Source organism: Rhizobium sp. RHZ01 (assembly GCF_014851595.1).
GTDB lineage: Bacteria > Pseudomonadota > Alphaproteobacteria > Rhizobiales > Rhizobiaceae > Rhizobium > Rhizobium altiplani.
In genome coordinates, this window is the sequence record NZ_JACUZZ010000003.1 from 240,578 (window position 1) to 254,644 (window position 14,067).

Here is a 14,067-nt window from a genome sequence, read left to right on the forward strand (position 1 = left end):
GGAAGATCTGGAAAAGGCTGATGGGACTATTCGGCCGCGATCCCGTAGGCCGTTTCGTGATCGTCTAGCGTGCCCGGATACTCATGGGAGCCGACCATGTCGGAGGCTTCGCCCTCTTCATCAGCGTCATCGGTGACGATATCGCTGGCAACGGCTTCGGCGGTTGCGCCCTCGTCTTGCGGATTTGCATCGTGATCAAGATGCTTGAGGAGGGCGAGAACCTCCGTTGGCTCCGGCGCGAATAGGGCAGAGGGATGGACGAGGGTCGTATCGCCTTCGAAGTGGGTGACGAGAGCTGAGCGGGTCTCGCGGACACGCGCTCGCGGCTCGAGACCGGCATTCTTGGCGACAGTTTCAAGCGCCCGACGCGACAGGGATGCGAGGAACTCCTCCATCCCCATGTTCGGCAGGTAGCTGTCCGCGCCGATCGCCTCACCGGCGACACGGGAGACGACGCCGCTATTCGACACGCCACGCCGGCATGAGAACACGTCGATCAGGGCCGCACGAGCAGCGACGCGAACTGTATCCATGTCGAAAGACAGCTTGCCATCATCGGTGAAGAGCCGAGCTGCATGGCGGCCGAAGCGAGCGCTGCCGTAGAGGCCGCCGCCTGCGCCGGAGTCGACGCGAACGTTCTGTCCCGCGAAGGCGAGCACAAGCAACGCCCTCAGCATATCGTCTTCGATCGGGGCGCGGCTTAGGGCATCGTGCAGAGCGTCGGTGCGGAAGTCGCCAATCATATCCTGACCCTTCTGGGTGACATCAGGACGTGCCTTCGGCGTTGAGACGGTATCGTCATTGATGGCACCGTCGGCACCCGTCGCACTGCCGCCCTTCGGCTTCGCCGCCTCGGGCATGCGGTAGTGGACGGTCTGAACTTTGCCGTCGCGATCGAGATAGAGCGCCGCGTGGTCGGACTTCGACGGTTTGCCGTAGACCTGGTTTGCCTTCTTCGGCAGTTCCGGCTGGCCCCAGCTGTTGACCTCGACAATCGAGCCACGCTTCGGCAGATTGGACGTCATCCATTCGTGCTGGGCGCCCAGAAAACCTTCGACATTGGTGGTGTAGCGGCTGTCCTGGTCGGCCGGCGCGAACAGATCTTCGACCCACTCGATGCCATAAGCCTCGCGCAGATCGTCGCCGAAGCTGGCATCCTTGGCATACATGCGCTTCTTGGTCAGGGCATTGGCGATCGACCACCAGGCTGCGGTGTCGCCCTTCTTCGGCTTATGCGCCTTCCAGACCTCTTTCTGCTCGACCTCGCCGGCGGCTGCAATGATCCGCAGCTGCTGCTCGGACGGCATGTCACCCAGCGCCATCTGCTCGAGCATTGCCGGAAGGACGTTTGCAAGCAGGCGCAGCTTGCGGATCTGGCGAACGGGCAGCGCCAGCGCGACGGCGATCGCTTCCTCGGTCCAGCCGAGTGCGACCAGCCGCTCAATGCCGCGCCATTGGTCGACCGGGTTCAGCGCTTCGCGCACGCTGTTTTCGACCATCGAGCGCATGGCGCCATTGTCGTTTGCGGCATCCGCCACCAAGATCTCGATCTCCTCGAGGCCGGCGGCTATCGCAAGTCGGACACGGCGATGACCTGCATCGATGATAAAGCCATTGCCACCACCCGTTTCAGGCGCGACGATCGGCGGCTGTACGATGCCGACGGCCTTGATCGTCGCCAGCATCAGCGCATCGGCCTGCGGCGATGATTTCGTCTGGCGCATGCGGTCGGGATTTTCCTTCAGAGCGCGGGGATCCACCTTCTTGATCTGCATGGGACTGTCCTTTCGGGAGATTTGCGAGCCGGCGCCTTGCCAGCCCTTCCTGTCTTCATTTTTCTCGAAGACACCTCCCGGACCGCGGGGCGGCCGGACTACCGCAACTGCGGCCGAGCATCCCTGCTGGGCGGGACGAGCGGGGCATCTGCCCTGCGATGGACAACCCAGCCGGGATCGCGCAGGCGGCGGTTGAGCGAAAGCGACGGCAGGAGGACCGATCTGCGACCGGTTCCAATTCCGTTCCTTTATTTTACCATGGCCTAATTTACATCGCGGCGACTAACCGACCAAATGACGCGTTGCACCGCCAGAGCTGCATATAGACGTGGCCCGTTTGAAAGACTTAGGGGCGCCGTTTCAGAAGCGAGAACGCATCAGCAATTATCCTCTTCAGCGTCGCCTTTCGATCGGCCTCGACGATGGACAATGGGGCAGGCAAAGTGGCCGGAACCTGCCCGCCAGCATCAGCATTCGCAACCGGAGCTGCGAATGAGATATCCGATTTCGGAGGAACGACGATGTGCGAGACTGTCGTTTCGTCGGACTTCACAGTGACGGCGACTTTGTTGCCGGATCGGATCTGGTCGACCACAGTTCGAGCAGCAGCCTCCTCGTCGTCGGCTTCAGTGAGAGAGGTCTGGATTACAAGATAAAAAGGCATAGGTTCCCGCGGTGTTTTTCTTAGATCTCATCGCGTTCGAGCATCGGTCAAGGCGCCGGGAGCGAAAACGAGATCCGTATCTAATATTCACATCGACTTGGCGGCCGAAGCGAAAAGGGCGCTCGACCCGTGAGGGGAGCGCCCTTTTCTCGGATCCCGGACGATATCGAAAGCCGGGGCGGTTGCCGGCGGCAGAACATCATCGAAACGGGAAGTGATGCTCAGATATTGTTGATAGCGAGAGATTTCAAGTCGCGGCGTGCGCCCGGAGAAGCTTTCCACTTCGGCTGGTCGGAGGACCGGGCGATCATCGGCAATGAGCGCACGAAGCTGCAGGTCGCACATACGAAGCTAAGCTACAGCCGCGCCTTCATCGTCCGGGCCTATCTGTTGCAGACGCACGAGATGCTGTTTGACGCCCACAATCATGCGTTCCGCGTGTTTGGCGGCATCCCCGGCCGGGGCATCTACGACGACCTGCGCACGGCAATCGACAAGGTCGGCCGTGGTAAGGAGCGAGACGTCAACGTGCGCTTTCTGGCGATGGCCAGCCACTATGTGTTCGAGCCGGAGTTCTGCAATCCTGCGTCCGGCTGGGAGAAGGGACAGGTCGAGAAGAACGTGCAGGATGCACGTCATCGCTTCTTTCAACCGATCCCACGCTTTCCATCGCTGGAAGCCCTGAACGACTGGCTTGAGCTTCGGTGCAAGGAGTTCTGGGCAAAGACCCCACACGGCCAGATGCGTGGCACCATTGCCGATATCTGGGCTGAGGAGGCTCTGGCATTAATGCCGGTCTCTTGGCCGTTCGATGGGTTCGTCGAATATACAAAGCGTGTCACGCCGACCTGCCTCGTCCATCTGGAACGCAATCGCTACAGCGTCCCGGCATCCTTCGCCAATCGTCCGGTAAGCCTTCGGGTCTATCCGGATCGTGTCGTTGTCGCTGCGGAAGGTCAGATCGTCTGCGAGCATCACCGCGTCATCGATCGCTCCCACGACCGGCCGGGGCAGACGATTTACGACTGGCGGCATTATCTGGCTGTCGTAAAGCGCAAGCCCGGCGCTCTTCGCAATGGTGCGCCGTTCGTTGAGCTACCGGACGCGTTCCGGACCTTGCAGCAATACCTGCTCAAGAAGCCCGGCGGAGACCGTGAGATGGTCGACATCCTGGCGCTCGTCCGGCAGCACGATGAACAGGCCGTCCTGTCGGCCGTCGACATGGCGCTGAAGTCGGGCGTTCCAACCAAGACGCATGTTTTGAACCTGCTGCATCGCCTCGTCGATGGCAAAACCTTCACGCCGCCGCCGATAGACACGCCCCAGGCACTGACACTCACCAATGAACCAAAGGCCAACGTCGAACGCTACGACACCCTGAGAAAGACGGAGGTTCGCCATGCGTCATAACCCAGCAAGCGGCGCGATCGTGATCATGCTGCGGCAATTGAAGATGCATGGCATGGCCCAGGCTGTCGGGGAACTGACCGAACAGGGAGCCCCGGCGTTCGAGGCCGCGATTCCGGTCCTGTCGCAGCTCCTCAAAGCGGAGACGGCAGAAAGGGAGGTCAGATCGACAGCCTATCAGCTCAAGACGGCACGCTTTCCCGCCTACCGTGATCTGAACGGTTTCGACTTCGCAAGCAGCGAGATCAACGAGGCGCTCGTGCGCCAGCTTCATCGCTGTGACTTCCTCGACGAGGCCAACAAGATCGTTCTGGTCGGCGGACCCGGCACAGGTAAAACGCATGTCGCCACCGCGATCGGCGTTCAAGCCATCGAGCATCATCATAAGCGGGTTCGCTTCTTCTCGACCGTCGAACTGGTCAACGCTCTCGAGCAGGAGAAAGCTCATGGACGGTCCGGTCAGAACGCCAACCGGCTCATACACTCCGATCTCGTTATCCTCGACGAACTTGGATACCTGCCATTCAGCGCGTCAGGCGGTGCACTGCTCTTCCATCTGTTGAGCAAACTCTACGAGCGAACCAGCGTCATCATTACCACCAACCTGAGCTTCAGCGAATGGGCCAGTGTGTTCGGCGACGCCAAGATGACTACCGCGCTGCTCGATCGCCTGACGCATCACTGCCACATCCTCGAAACCGGAAACGACAGCTTCCGATTCAAGAACAGCTCAGCGCATGAACCCAAAACCGCAAAGGAGAAAAGTAGGAACTTGACCACCACCACCGACCCAAAACATACCTAAGAGGCGTGTCAATTCTCGGCGCAAATGTGGAGTGAACCCCTCGGGCTGGACCACGGGAAACGGAAAAACTGATACGCTCTGTGGGCCTCAATCGGAGAAGGCTCATGAAGTCACGAGGTCCATATCGACGGCATTCGACACCGTTCAAGCTGCAGCTCTGCCAGGATATTCGAAGTGGTGTCATCGGACGTCGCGATGCGCAGCGCATTTACAGCGTTTCGGCCAACCTCATTCAGTTGTGGCTGACACAGTTCGATCGGGGCGAACTCAGCGATGAGGAGGCCGAGGCGAGCGTCATCGCTGAATATGAAGCGCAAATCGCGGCGCTGGAACGAAAGGTCGGCCAGCTCACGATGGAGCTGGACCTGGTGAAAAAAACACCGCGCCAGCCGATCGCCGACGGCAACGAGAAATCCTCCATCGTCACCGGCCCGCGCCCTGCTCCGTCAGACGGGGGTGCAAAATGATCGACCTCCCAAGAAGCAGCTACTATTACCGATCGACGGCAAGGGCTTTGAATCTCGGCGATACCGAGCTCGTTGCAATCATTGAGGACATCCAGGACGAGTTGCCATACTACGGATACCGTCGTGTGACGTACGAGCTTCAGCGGCGAGGCCACCTCGTCAACCATAAGCGTGTAGCGCGCGTCATGCGGGAAAATGAATTGGGGATCAAGCCACGCAAGCGCTATGTTCGCACGACGGACAGCAACCACGATTCACCAATCTACCCGAACCTCTATCGCAATGTGATCCCGGATCGACCCAACATGGTCTGGGTCGCTGATTTTACATACATTCGCATTGCCGCCGGTTTCTGCTATCTGGCTGTCATTCTCGATGCCTGTAGCCGGAAAGTCGTCGGTTATGGCCTGTCAAAACGCCTGGACACGCCGCTCGCGCTCGCGGCATTGCAGTCCGCAATCGAGAACAGAAAGCCTCCTCCCGGCTGCATTCACCACACGGATCGCGGATGCCAATACGCAAGTGACGACGGGCGCTTGATGCCGCTGGTCTACAGGGTTCCATGAGCGCCGTCGGCAACCCTTATCATAATGCGCAGGCAGAGAGCTTTATGAAGACCTTGAAAGTGGAAGATATCTACCCCGCCGGCTACGAGACCTTCGTGGACGTGGCCGACCGCTTGCCCAGGTTCATCGATGAGATCTACAATGCCAGGCGGTTGCACTCAGCCCTCGGCTACAGGTCACCAGCAGAATTTGAAACCCAACTCGCCCAGCAGGCGGCTTAGTTTGAAGCGCCTCGCTGGTCCAGCCACTCCAATGCCGGGTCACTTCTCAGTGCAAATCAACACTATGGCGTCTTCGCAGTTGCAGTTAATTTGAGAATTCGGCGCTTAGATTCTCAGCTTTAAATGCTAAAACCGGCCGAAACGGCCACATTCGCACTTTTAACTGGCAAGCGACACCGCCGGATACGTCTGAATGCACGACGCTTTAGGCCCAGGAAGCCAACGGTTTGTGTGAGTACGGTGTGTTCCGCGGTCGTCGCGTTGATACCCGTCCTATGAATTCCCAAGCCGGCTAGTTGAGCGCCTTGAAGGAGAACGCCGCTGCGGCCCCTCCCAATAGTTCCGCAATGATGTAAAACCACATGCTGGACCATAGGAGCATTCCGCGCATGGCGGCGCCGATGGCGACGGCCGGATTGAAAGCGGCTCCAGAGACCTGACCGACGGCGAAGGCGCCAGCCAGAACGGTGAAGCCGATGGCAAGACCAAAATAGGAATTGCCTTCCGTTGCCTCGGCCGTGGCCACGTTCAACACCACGTATACAAGCGCAAAGGTGAAAAGAAACTCAGCCAGAACCGCCCCCAATACGGGGGCAATGAACGGGCTAACCGGCGCCCCTTTGAGGGCGAAGCCGACGATCCACGCTGCAACGACGGCCCCGAGCAGTTGCGCGCCCCAGTAGGGCAGCACATCAGACGCAGGACACCGTCCCCGTAGGTGCACCCCGAGCGTGACTGCCGGGTTGTAGTGGGCGCCCGAGATGTGGCCCCCCGCGTAGATCATCACCATCAGCACGCTTCCGATGGCCAACGGAGCAATGACGCCCGGTGCCGCTGCCATCCCGGTGCAGCCGATTGTCAACACGAGAAAGAAAGTCCCTATGAATTCCACAGCGTACCGGCGCATGATGGATCCTTTCGTCCTGATTTTCGGGCCAGCGTCAACAACGAAGCGAGTTGCAGGGGCGCTGCCGAAGAATTAGATGGCGGGCGCCGGGCTTAGGCGTGGCGGGTTCCCTTTACCGAGACATAATCTGCTCCACGCGGAGGTAACGTCAAGGCATGATCCTGATGCGTCGACTGCGATGCCTTGTCTGGCGATCTCCTTCACCCGCCGAACCGATCTGTGGATTTGGGTACGCTCCTGATTTAGGATCGGCGTGAAGGCCACCGCGCAATGCTGGCGAGCGCGTCCCCGAAACTGTTATCGTCGCTGCCGGCGAGATCGAAGGCGTAGTCAACATCGGCAAAGACGCTGGTCGCCTCGTTCCACTCGAATGGAAGACCGCGCCGGCCTTCCATTCGAGTGACGTGCTCTCGCTTCCGATCGCGAAGGGACGGCGTTGAAGGTGGCGTTGCCGCTGTCGGAAAAGCCATGCCACAGGTTGCATCCAAATGCGTGAGCATCTGGGTGGACCGACCTGGGTGTAATTTTCAAGCCGACCCCCCAGAGACGCCGGCGTCGCATAAAAGACTGCATCAAAGATAAATATTCCGCCATGGGCGCGATCCTTCCACCAACGCCCAAGAGAAATGGACTGATCCGGTGTAGGCGAGCCTAAGACTCAGAATCAGCGTAGGTAAGAATGAAAGTTTCGGGCGTTCTGACAAGCATACGGGAGCCCCGAGCGGCCGCTTGTTCGTCCGGCTAAATCTTTGGGGGGCCGTCCAAGGGACGCGAACCTCAAGGGACTTTCCGATCAGCAGCGCTCAGAGCCTTGACGGTTACCGCTGCAATCAGACCGGTCAGCACAATCCCGGCAAAACCGATTACCAATGCCAGCACCCGAGCCGTGAAATGTTTGGGCGTGAAATCGCCGTAGCCGATGGTAAGTCCTGTGACGAAGGTGAAGTAGAGAGCTTCGCCCATCCCCCAGTCCTCAATGCGCCAAATTGCAAGGCCGCATCCAACCATTACGGTGATGATCCCGGACAAGATTGGCCAGACCACGCCAATCTGCTCGATGAGGGCGTTGAAGAATAGGCGCCTCATTTGCTTCGCGTTCTGCCCGCTGCCTGTTTCTGCTGTCACGAGCTTCGACCTTTCTGCGGTTAGTGTCATAGGAGCCGAGGCCGCAGGGCGTACAGCCCGTCCCACCTCCTTTTTGTCTGGAGCGCTTGACCACCAGCGCAACGAACCCTCGGGCCGCGTGAGAGGCAAGTCGATCGCATCCCGAGCAGCCGGATCATTATTGCCTACATCCGCATCGTCACCAGACGTGGCAGATACTGCTTTAAACGATGCCTTTCTGAGTGAGGCTCCTAGTCACCTGAATCTGAAGTTCGGTTCATTGTTTGACTAGCAGTTATACACTCCGGCTGCGCAACGCCGCGACGAGCGTCTCGCCACGCCGGCCACGCTGACCGGGGTCAAGGGGCGCCCGACTCTTGCCTCCGCAGTCGAGACAAAACTATGAACACTTGGGATCGTAAGAACTTCGCCCAACTCGAGCGCGACAAATCCCATGACGGCGGCAATCAAGAGAACTCCCAGTTTCCTGAACATTGTCATTTTTTTCCTCCTACGGCAAAGTGTGCGGGTAGTTCGTCGATATCCTTTAGGTCCTTGAGGTCGGCCTTCTTGGCGCCGGTTGTGTTGTTGAAGGCGAAATCGTCAGCGGCAACGTCAGCGCCTGTTTTCCAATCCCTGATCTGGATGCTGTACTGTGGTGCTCGGTCAACCTTCATGGCGGTGACCACATATCGGCAGGGATAAGGGTGCTCGCCTTGGGCGATCCATATCTGCCAATCGACGTCCTTGTTGCGAAACGCGAGATGATCGCATTCCGTACCCCCGATCACACCACTGCCGAGATCCTTCACATCGACTACGTCGGCCATCAATTTATCGTAGACATTGGGAAGCAGCAGGTCAGCGCCGGGTATGGGCTTGTCAAGCTTTTCCCTCAATTCGTCAACCAGATGTTTGACCGTACCGGGCACCTCCACCTGAGTGTAGACATTGAGGTCCTTTCCCAGCACAGTGAGCGTCTTTCCGTCGAAAACCATTTCGACATCGGCAAAGCCCCCGGTCCGGGCGACGCGGATCTTGTCGGGCCGGCCTATCTCAATCTTGCCCGAGCTCGCAAGTAGCAATTTCTGGTGTTGCTTGGTGACGACCTCGAGATTGCTGTCATATGCAAATGAAATGGCCTTCTGCGCATCCAAATAGTCCGACATCGCCTTGAGCAGCTGCTTGGCCTCCGCGTCGCCGGCCGTTGCGCCCGGCGGTGATCCCAACACAAAGATCAGCAATAGCGCCGATGAAAGCGCAGCCGCATTCGGCCACATGACTTTTCGCGTTATCCTCTTCATTGAAGTCCGCCTCCCTGTTTGTTTGACAACGATGCCTTGTCTGACTCAGCTGCTTCAAAATCGGACTTGGCCGCCCATTCCAGTTGGGATTGCCGCGACCAGCATTCCGGTACGCTGATTGGGATGGCCTTTGAGGTATTCTTGGCAAGCTGGATTAGCTCATCCTTGATCTCGAAAGGACTTAGGACCTCGGACTTGTATAGCGTAAGGGCGTCAGCCATGACCCGCTCCTGTTTTGAACGATCGCGCGAAAGGTCAGTCTTTCGCGGTTATGTCATCAACATCACCAGGACCATGCCCCAGGTCGTCAGCAATATGCTTCCGACGGCGTAGGAAACCGTGTAGCCGAGTGCGGGAATGTGGCTGCTGGCGCGGTCGTTGATCATGCCAAGGGCGGCGGTCGTTGTGCGTGCACCGGCGCAGCATCCAAGCAGTATCGCTTCATCGAAGCGAAACACGTATTTTGCGACATACATCGCCAGTACGAGAGGCACAGTCGTTACAAAAACACCCCAGAGGAACAGGCTAAAACCGAGTTCCCTCAGCCCCGCGACAAAGCTCGGCCCCGAGGAGATCCCAACCACGGCGATAAACACATTCAGGCCAACGGAATTCATGAACCACACGGTCGAGGACGGGATACGGCCAAAGGTTGGGCGCACCGAGCGAAGCCAACCGAAAAAGAGGCCGGAAACCAACGTGCCGCCAGCGGTGGACAGCGTAAGAGGCACGCTGCCGATCTTGTAAACCAATGCACCGAGCAAGGCGCCTATCGCTATTGCCGCACCGATAAACGCCACATCCGCCACATCGGTCGCGCGGTCCGGGCGACCCAGCAACTTTGTGGCCGCCGCTATGTCCTGGGTTCGTCCGACAAGATTGACGATATCACCCCGGTGCAACGTCGTGTCGGCGAAAATCGGAATATCCGTCGCGGTCACTCCACGGGTGATTTTTCGCAGGAACACACCGCGAGCGCCTGGAGCTCTGGCCAACTCGGCCAGCGTCATGCCGTCCACCTCTTTGCTGGTGACGTAGACGTCGACGCCTTCGATCGGCACCGCCAGCAGTTCCCGATCGTCGACTTCATCCGCCGCTGTGCCGATCAGATTGACCAGTACCTCTCGGCGGCCAGCCACGGCCACGACATCGCCGGCCTGGATGAGCGTGTCGCCAGTGGCGTCGATAATCTGCTGGCCGCGTCGAATACCCTCTACGAAAACGCGCTGATCGGGAAGGAGTGCCTCGGCCGCCTGCGCCGTCTTACCGACGATGGGCGCCTCCTCCCGCACGCGAAATGCCCGCAATTCAAAGCGGTGCCAGGCCGTCCCCGGCCCTCCCAATTGCTTCTTGCCTCCGCGGCTTTCCTCGTAGCGCTTGCAGGCGGCCGGCAGATCGATGCCAAGAAGCGCAGGGCCGATGGTGGAAAGAATGATCGCGGAGCCCATTGTGCCGAAGATGTAGGTGACGGCATATGCAACCGGCATCGCGTCGAGGAGCGCCTTCGTTTCCTCGGCTGGCAGACCCAGCCGGCCGATCGCATCGGTCGCAAGCCCCATCGAAGCGGAGATCGTCGTCGAACCGGCGTAGAGGCCGGCAGCGGAACCTACGCTATAACCGGCCAACCTTGCGCCGATATAGGCGGTGCCGAGGCAGAACGAGCTAACCAACACCGAGAACAACGCCTGCGGTATTCCGTCCTGCGAGATGCCCCGGACGAATTGCGGTCCAACGCCATAGCCGATGGCGAAAAGGAACATCAAGAAAAACGTCGGTTTCAGCGGCCCCGAAACCGCAATGCCAATCTGGCCGATGATCACGGCGGCAATGAGCGTCGCGGTGACCGCGCCAAGGCCCAAGCCTCTGTAGAAGAATGAGCCAAAATAATACCCAAAGCCCAGGGCCAGAAAGATGGCGATTTCCGGGTAGCTTCGCAGCGTCTGGAAAAACCAGTCGATCATGAAGTCACCCATCCCTGTGACAGTGCATGTGCCGAGACCCGTAAGCGATTTGTCGACACGGCCTAAAACCTTCCTGCCCTATGCTCTGGTGCATTCCTCAGGCGGCTCGCTTCGTCGACTTACCGGTGCGTTCGCCAGCGCTTCCGCACGCACCAGCTTCAAGCCTTCGGCGGCGTCATAGCCATGGATTTCCTTCACGTCGAGTTTGCGCATGAAGTCGATCGTTTCCTGGGTGATCACCTGCCCCGGCACCATGATCGGAAAGCCCGGCGGGTACGGGATGACGAAATTCGCGGAAACGAGATCGGGGCCCTCTTTCAGCCGCCTGTCGATCTCCGGATCCGCAAGCCGAATATACTCGCATCCGTCGGCATTGTAGGCGGAGTAGAAACCGCCACGAATGTCGCCTTCGTTCGTCCGTTGGCCGGCGTCTGCCCGGAAGGCATCATGAAAATGGGAAAAGTTCGGCAGGTCCGGCACATCTGTCATAAGGCTCTTCACCCGGGCTTCGAATTCCTTCCGGACGTTGGGACCGCTTCCGACCAGGCGCTGATCGATCTCGCTGCTGATCTCGACCAGCACCCGGATCAGATGAGCAACGTCGCTACGCGTGTTGTTGATGTTCGATTGCAGCAGGACCGAATTCCGGGACGTCTTGTTGAGCTGTATGTTGTAGCGGTCTGCCAGAAGTTTCTTGAACTGCGTACCGTCAAACCCCGCCGTGCCGCAAACAAGCGTCATGCGCGTTGGGTCAAGGCAGAATTCATCATCCTTGAAGCTGCGCCAGGCAGCCACCCAGTTTGACCCGGGGTCGAGGAAGTCGGTGAAGCCACTCTCACGGAACTGATCTGGCACCATCTTGTCGGAGCCGAGCACATGGAAATATTTGGAGATCAGGGGGTGCCGCCCAATCGCCTGTCGGATTGCCAGCGCGATCTCGATCGCATTGTGCACCAGGCCATAGCCCTCCAGCTCCATCTGCCGTCGCGCGACGTCGAGACTGGCAATCAATTGCTGGTTCGGGCTGGTGGAGGCGTGAGTGAACACCGCTTCGTGGAATTGTGCTTCCACGCTGCGGAACTCGACATCCTTGACCAACAGCATCGAGCCCTGGCGCAGGGCAGACATCGATTTGTGCGTGGAATTCGTCTGATAGACGCGCAGCTTAACCTTGCGCGGGTCGGGGATCAGACGCTTGTCCAGCAGCGTGTCGTCGGACGGGCTCGCACCCAACTCCGCCTGTTGCGCCTCGTAGGCTGCAACGGAATCCGGATCGTGAATCCACGTCTCGATATCGTGGGCCGCGCCCATGGCCGTGCGGGGACGCAAGAACGGGGAGAACCGCGCAAATCCGAACCATGCCTCGTCCCACAGGAAAATCAGATCCGGCTTGATCGCGAGGCACTCTTCCATGACTCGCCGCGTATTGTAGATATGGCCGTCGAAGGTGCAGTTGGTCAGGTCGACCATCTTGGCGCGGTTCAGCCTTCCGTCCGCCTTCAGGTTCAACAGCGCCTGCTTGATAGTGCGAAGGGGGACTGCTCCGTACATCGAGTATTCCGTCATCGGGAATGCCTCGACATAGAGCGGCTGCGCACCTGCGAGCACCACTCCGTAATGGTGCGACTTATGGCAATTGCGATCGACGATCACGATATCGCCCGGCGCCAGCAGCGCCTGAACCGCCATCTTGTTCGACGTCGACGTCCCGTTGGTCACGAAGAAGACGTGGTCGGCGCCGAACGCCCTTGCGGCCAGTTCCTGCGCCTTCTTGATATTGCCCGTCGGTTCCAACAGGCTGTCGAGGCCCCCGGTGGTCGCGCTGCTTTCGGCAAGAAACAGAGTCGGTCCGTAGAACTCGCCCATGTCCCGAATCCAGTCGGACTTGAAGATCGACTTGCCTCTGGCGATCGGCAGGGCATGAAAGGTGCCGACCGGTCGCTGCGCATACTTCTTGAGATTGTCGAAGAAGGGCGTCTCATATCGCGCTTGCACCCCCTCGAGGATCGCCAGATGAAGTTCCAGCAACTCCTCGACTGAATAGAAGATGCGGCGTGCGACGCTTGCATCGGCCTGGCCAGCCAATTCCTCGACGCGCCGATTTACCATCAGATACAGATCGAGTTCAGGACGAACACGCTTCAGAATCTTGGCCAGCCCGAGGGCCGACGCAGTGTTCGCTTCCTTGGAGTTGAGAGACGCTATCAAGGACCGCAACACCGGCGCATCCTGCCGCGAGCGCAAGGAAAATCCCTCGTTTATGACGATCGCTCCTACATTGGGATTGAGAATCGTCGCGCAGAATGCATCCTCGAGGCTTCCGACGAAAACCGGCTCGTAAATGAACGTGTCCAGCGGACGGCGAAGTTTACGCCATTCGGTGCAAAGCGCCAGCCAGCTCGACGCGGGAACCCCCGTGACGATCAGTGTCTCGAAATAGGGTCGGTGATGCTCCCGCGCGGTGAGCGACGACGGCACGATTTCCGGAACGCTGTCACGAACATCCTCACCCGGATCCCAGTCGCCCGCGTCCTGCCGAAACGACCTCGTCATCACAGCACGGACGATGCGGTTTACGAGATGCACCGTGGCAGCGGCTTCATCCGCTGCGGCGTTTTCCCGCAACGCCGATAAAAGCTGTCCACCAGGGTAAGCGAAATAGGCCTCGGTAATCGTCAGGTCTGCGAGTTCTTCTTCGAACCCAGCCCGATCAAGCGAACCGGCAAGCCATGCATCGGCAGAATCGGCGAGATCGCGCCATCGATCACCCCTGGCATTCGGCCCTGAGAAAAATTGGTCAATCCGGCTAGATTTATGCATCGGATCACGCGACATAATTACCTCCGCCGAAGAATATTCGCTGGAAAAGTAAGCCTGCCTGCCGAA

The 14,067-nt window shown here is 59.1% G+C and carries 14 protein-coding genes and 1 pseudogene; 5 read left to right on the top strand and 10 right to left on the bottom strand.

Annotated features, from left to right (window positions below):
* Positions 1 to 26: 26 nt before the first annotated feature.
* Both IB248_RS05735 and IB248_RS05740 read right to left on the bottom strand, forming a co-directional pair.
* Complete coding sequence (locus IB248_RS05735; protein WP_029792379.1) at positions 27 to 1,775, bottom strand: ParB N-terminal domain-containing protein; 1,749 nt, start codon at positions 1,773 to 1,775, stop codon at positions 27 to 29.
* Between the two features lie 346 nt (positions 1,776 to 2,121).
* On the bottom strand, positions 2,122 to 2,439 hold the full coding sequence (locus tag IB248_RS05740) for a hypothetical protein (RefSeq protein ID WP_029792378.1): 318 nt from the start codon (positions 2,437 to 2,439) through the stop codon (positions 2,122 to 2,124).
* Positions 2,440 to 2,703: 264 nt separating this feature from the next.
* Here IB248_RS05740 and istA point away from each other — a divergent pair.
* From istA to IB248_RS05765, 5 genes and pseudogenes are all read left to right on the top strand, one after another.
* Positions 2,704 to 3,849 (top strand): annotated as a pseudogene (gene istA / locus IB248_RS05745) (IS21 family transposase); the annotation flags it as partial.
* Positions 3,839 to 4,651, top strand: coding sequence for an IS21-like element helper ATPase IstB (gene istB / locus IB248_RS05750; RefSeq protein WP_029792376.1), 813 nt, complete (start codon positions 3,839 to 3,841; stop codon positions 4,649 to 4,651). The pseudogene istA and the gene istB, both read left to right, overlap by 11 nt.
* A gap of 104 nt (positions 4,652 to 4,755) precedes the next feature.
* Positions 4,756 to 5,118, top strand: coding sequence for a transposase (locus IB248_RS05755; RefSeq protein WP_029792374.1), 363 nt, complete (start codon positions 4,756 to 4,758; stop codon positions 5,116 to 5,118).
* Complete coding sequence (locus IB248_RS05760; protein ID WP_246734707.1) at positions 5,115 to 5,684, top strand: IS3 family transposase; 570 nt, start codon at positions 5,115 to 5,117, stop codon at positions 5,682 to 5,684. The genes IB248_RS05755 and IB248_RS05760 overlap by 4 nt, the downstream gene beginning before the upstream one ends.
* Positions 5,681 to 5,905 carry an integrase core domain-containing protein gene (locus tag IB248_RS05765; protein WP_029792371.1) on the top strand — a complete coding sequence of 75 codons (225 nt, stop codon included), beginning with the start codon at positions 5,681 to 5,683 and terminating at the stop codon, positions 5,903 to 5,905. Before IB248_RS05760 ends, IB248_RS05765 begins: the two co-directional genes overlap by 4 nt.
* A 292-nt stretch (positions 5,906 to 6,197) precedes the next feature.
* Here the strand turns inward: IB248_RS05765 and IB248_RS05770 are convergent, their stop codons facing one another.
* From IB248_RS05770 to IB248_RS05800, 8 genes are all read right to left on the bottom strand, one after another.
* Positions 6,198 to 6,812 carry an aquaporin gene (locus tag IB248_RS05770; protein ID WP_029792369.1) on the bottom strand — a complete coding sequence of 205 codons (615 nt, stop codon included), beginning with the start codon at positions 6,810 to 6,812 and terminating at the stop codon, positions 6,198 to 6,200.
* A gap of 242 nt (positions 6,813 to 7,054) precedes the next feature.
* Entirely contained in the window at positions 7,055 to 7,282 is a 228-nt protein-coding gene (locus IB248_RS05775; RefSeq protein WP_192240503.1) for a hypothetical protein, read from the bottom strand.
* Positions 7,283 to 7,589: 307 nt separating this feature from the next.
* The gene (locus tag IB248_RS05780; protein ID WP_192240504.1) at positions 7,590 to 7,898 is read right to left on the bottom strand and encodes a potassium channel family protein; all 309 of its coding nucleotides are present in this window, start codon (positions 7,896 to 7,898) and stop codon (positions 7,590 to 7,592) included.
* 306 nt (positions 7,899 to 8,204) lie between these two features.
* Positions 8,205 to 8,417 carry a hypothetical protein gene (locus IB248_RS31580; RefSeq protein WP_246734708.1) on the bottom strand — a complete coding sequence of 71 codons (213 nt, stop codon included), beginning with the start codon at positions 8,415 to 8,417 and terminating at the stop codon, positions 8,205 to 8,207.
* On the bottom strand, positions 8,414 to 9,220 hold the full coding sequence (locus IB248_RS05785; protein WP_029792812.1) for a DUF2092 domain-containing protein: 807 nt from the start codon (positions 9,218 to 9,220) through the stop codon (positions 8,414 to 8,416). Before IB248_RS05785 ends, IB248_RS31580 begins: the two co-directional genes overlap by 4 nt.
* Complete coding sequence (locus IB248_RS05790) at positions 9,217 to 9,441, bottom strand: hypothetical protein (RefSeq protein WP_029792814.1); 225 nt, start codon at positions 9,439 to 9,441, stop codon at positions 9,217 to 9,219. The genes IB248_RS05785 and IB248_RS05790 overlap by 4 nt, the downstream gene beginning before the upstream one ends.
* Positions 9,442 to 9,489: 48 nt before the next feature.
* Positions 9,490 to 11,181 carry an aspartate-alanine antiporter gene (gene aspT / locus IB248_RS05795; protein ID WP_192240505.1) on the bottom strand — a complete coding sequence of 564 codons (1,692 nt, stop codon included), beginning with the start codon at positions 11,179 to 11,181 and terminating at the stop codon, positions 9,490 to 9,492.
* Positions 11,182 to 11,259: 78 nt separating this feature from the next.
* Positions 11,260 to 14,016: a decarboxylase gene (locus tag IB248_RS05800; RefSeq protein ID WP_049809275.1), complete on the bottom strand. Its 2,757-nt coding sequence runs from the start codon at positions 14,014 to 14,016 to the stop codon at positions 11,260 to 11,262.
* Between the last annotated feature and the right edge of the window lie 51 nt (positions 14,017 to 14,067).

Excerpts from the sequence above, each read along its gene's own strand:
- IB248_RS05735 (WP_029792379.1), bottom strand. The coding sequence starts at position 1,775 with ATGCAGATCAAGAAGGTGGATCCCCGCGCTCTGAAGGAAAATCCCGAC.
- IB248_RS05740 (WP_029792378.1), bottom strand. The coding sequence starts at position 2,439 with ATGCCTTTTTATCTTGTAATCCAGACCTCTCTCACTGAAGCCGACGAC.
- istB (WP_029792376.1), top strand. The coding sequence starts at position 3,839 with ATGCGTCATAACCCAGCAAGCGGCGCGATCGTGATCATGCTGCGGCAA.
- IB248_RS05755 (WP_029792374.1), top strand. The coding sequence starts at position 4,756 with ATGAAGTCACGAGGTCCATATCGACGGCATTCGACACCGTTCAAGCTG.
- IB248_RS05760 (WP_246734707.1), top strand. The coding sequence starts at position 5,115 with ATGATCGACCTCCCAAGAAGCAGCTACTATTACCGATCGACGGCAAGG.
- IB248_RS05765 (WP_029792371.1), top strand. The coding sequence starts at position 5,681 with ATGAGCGCCGTCGGCAACCCTTATCATAATGCGCAGGCAGAGAGCTTT.
- IB248_RS05770 (WP_029792369.1), bottom strand. The coding sequence starts at position 6,812 with ATGCGCCGGTACGCTGTGGAATTCATAGGGACTTTCTTTCTCGTGTTG.
- IB248_RS05775 (WP_192240503.1), bottom strand. The coding sequence starts at position 7,282 with ATGGCTTTTCCGACAGCGGCAACGCCACCTTCAACGCCGTCCCTTCGC.
- IB248_RS05780 (WP_192240504.1), bottom strand. The coding sequence starts at position 7,898 with ATGAGGCGCCTATTCTTCAACGCCCTCATCGAGCAGATTGGCGTGGTC.
- IB248_RS31580 (WP_246734708.1), bottom strand. The coding sequence starts at position 8,417 with ATGACAATGTTCAGGAAACTGGGAGTTCTCTTGATTGCCGCCGTCATG.
- IB248_RS05785 (WP_029792812.1), bottom strand. The coding sequence starts at position 9,220 with ATGAAGAGGATAACGCGAAAAGTCATGTGGCCGAATGCGGCTGCGCTT.
- IB248_RS05790 (WP_029792814.1), bottom strand. The coding sequence starts at position 9,441 with ATGGCTGACGCCCTTACGCTATACAAGTCCGAGGTCCTAAGTCCTTTC.
- aspT (WP_192240505.1), bottom strand. The coding sequence starts at position 11,181 with ATGATCGACTGGTTTTTCCAGACGCTGCGAAGCTACCCGGAAATCGCC.
- IB248_RS05800 (WP_049809275.1), bottom strand. The coding sequence starts at position 14,016 with ATGTCGCGTGATCCGATGCATAAATCTAGCCGGATTGACCAATTTTTC.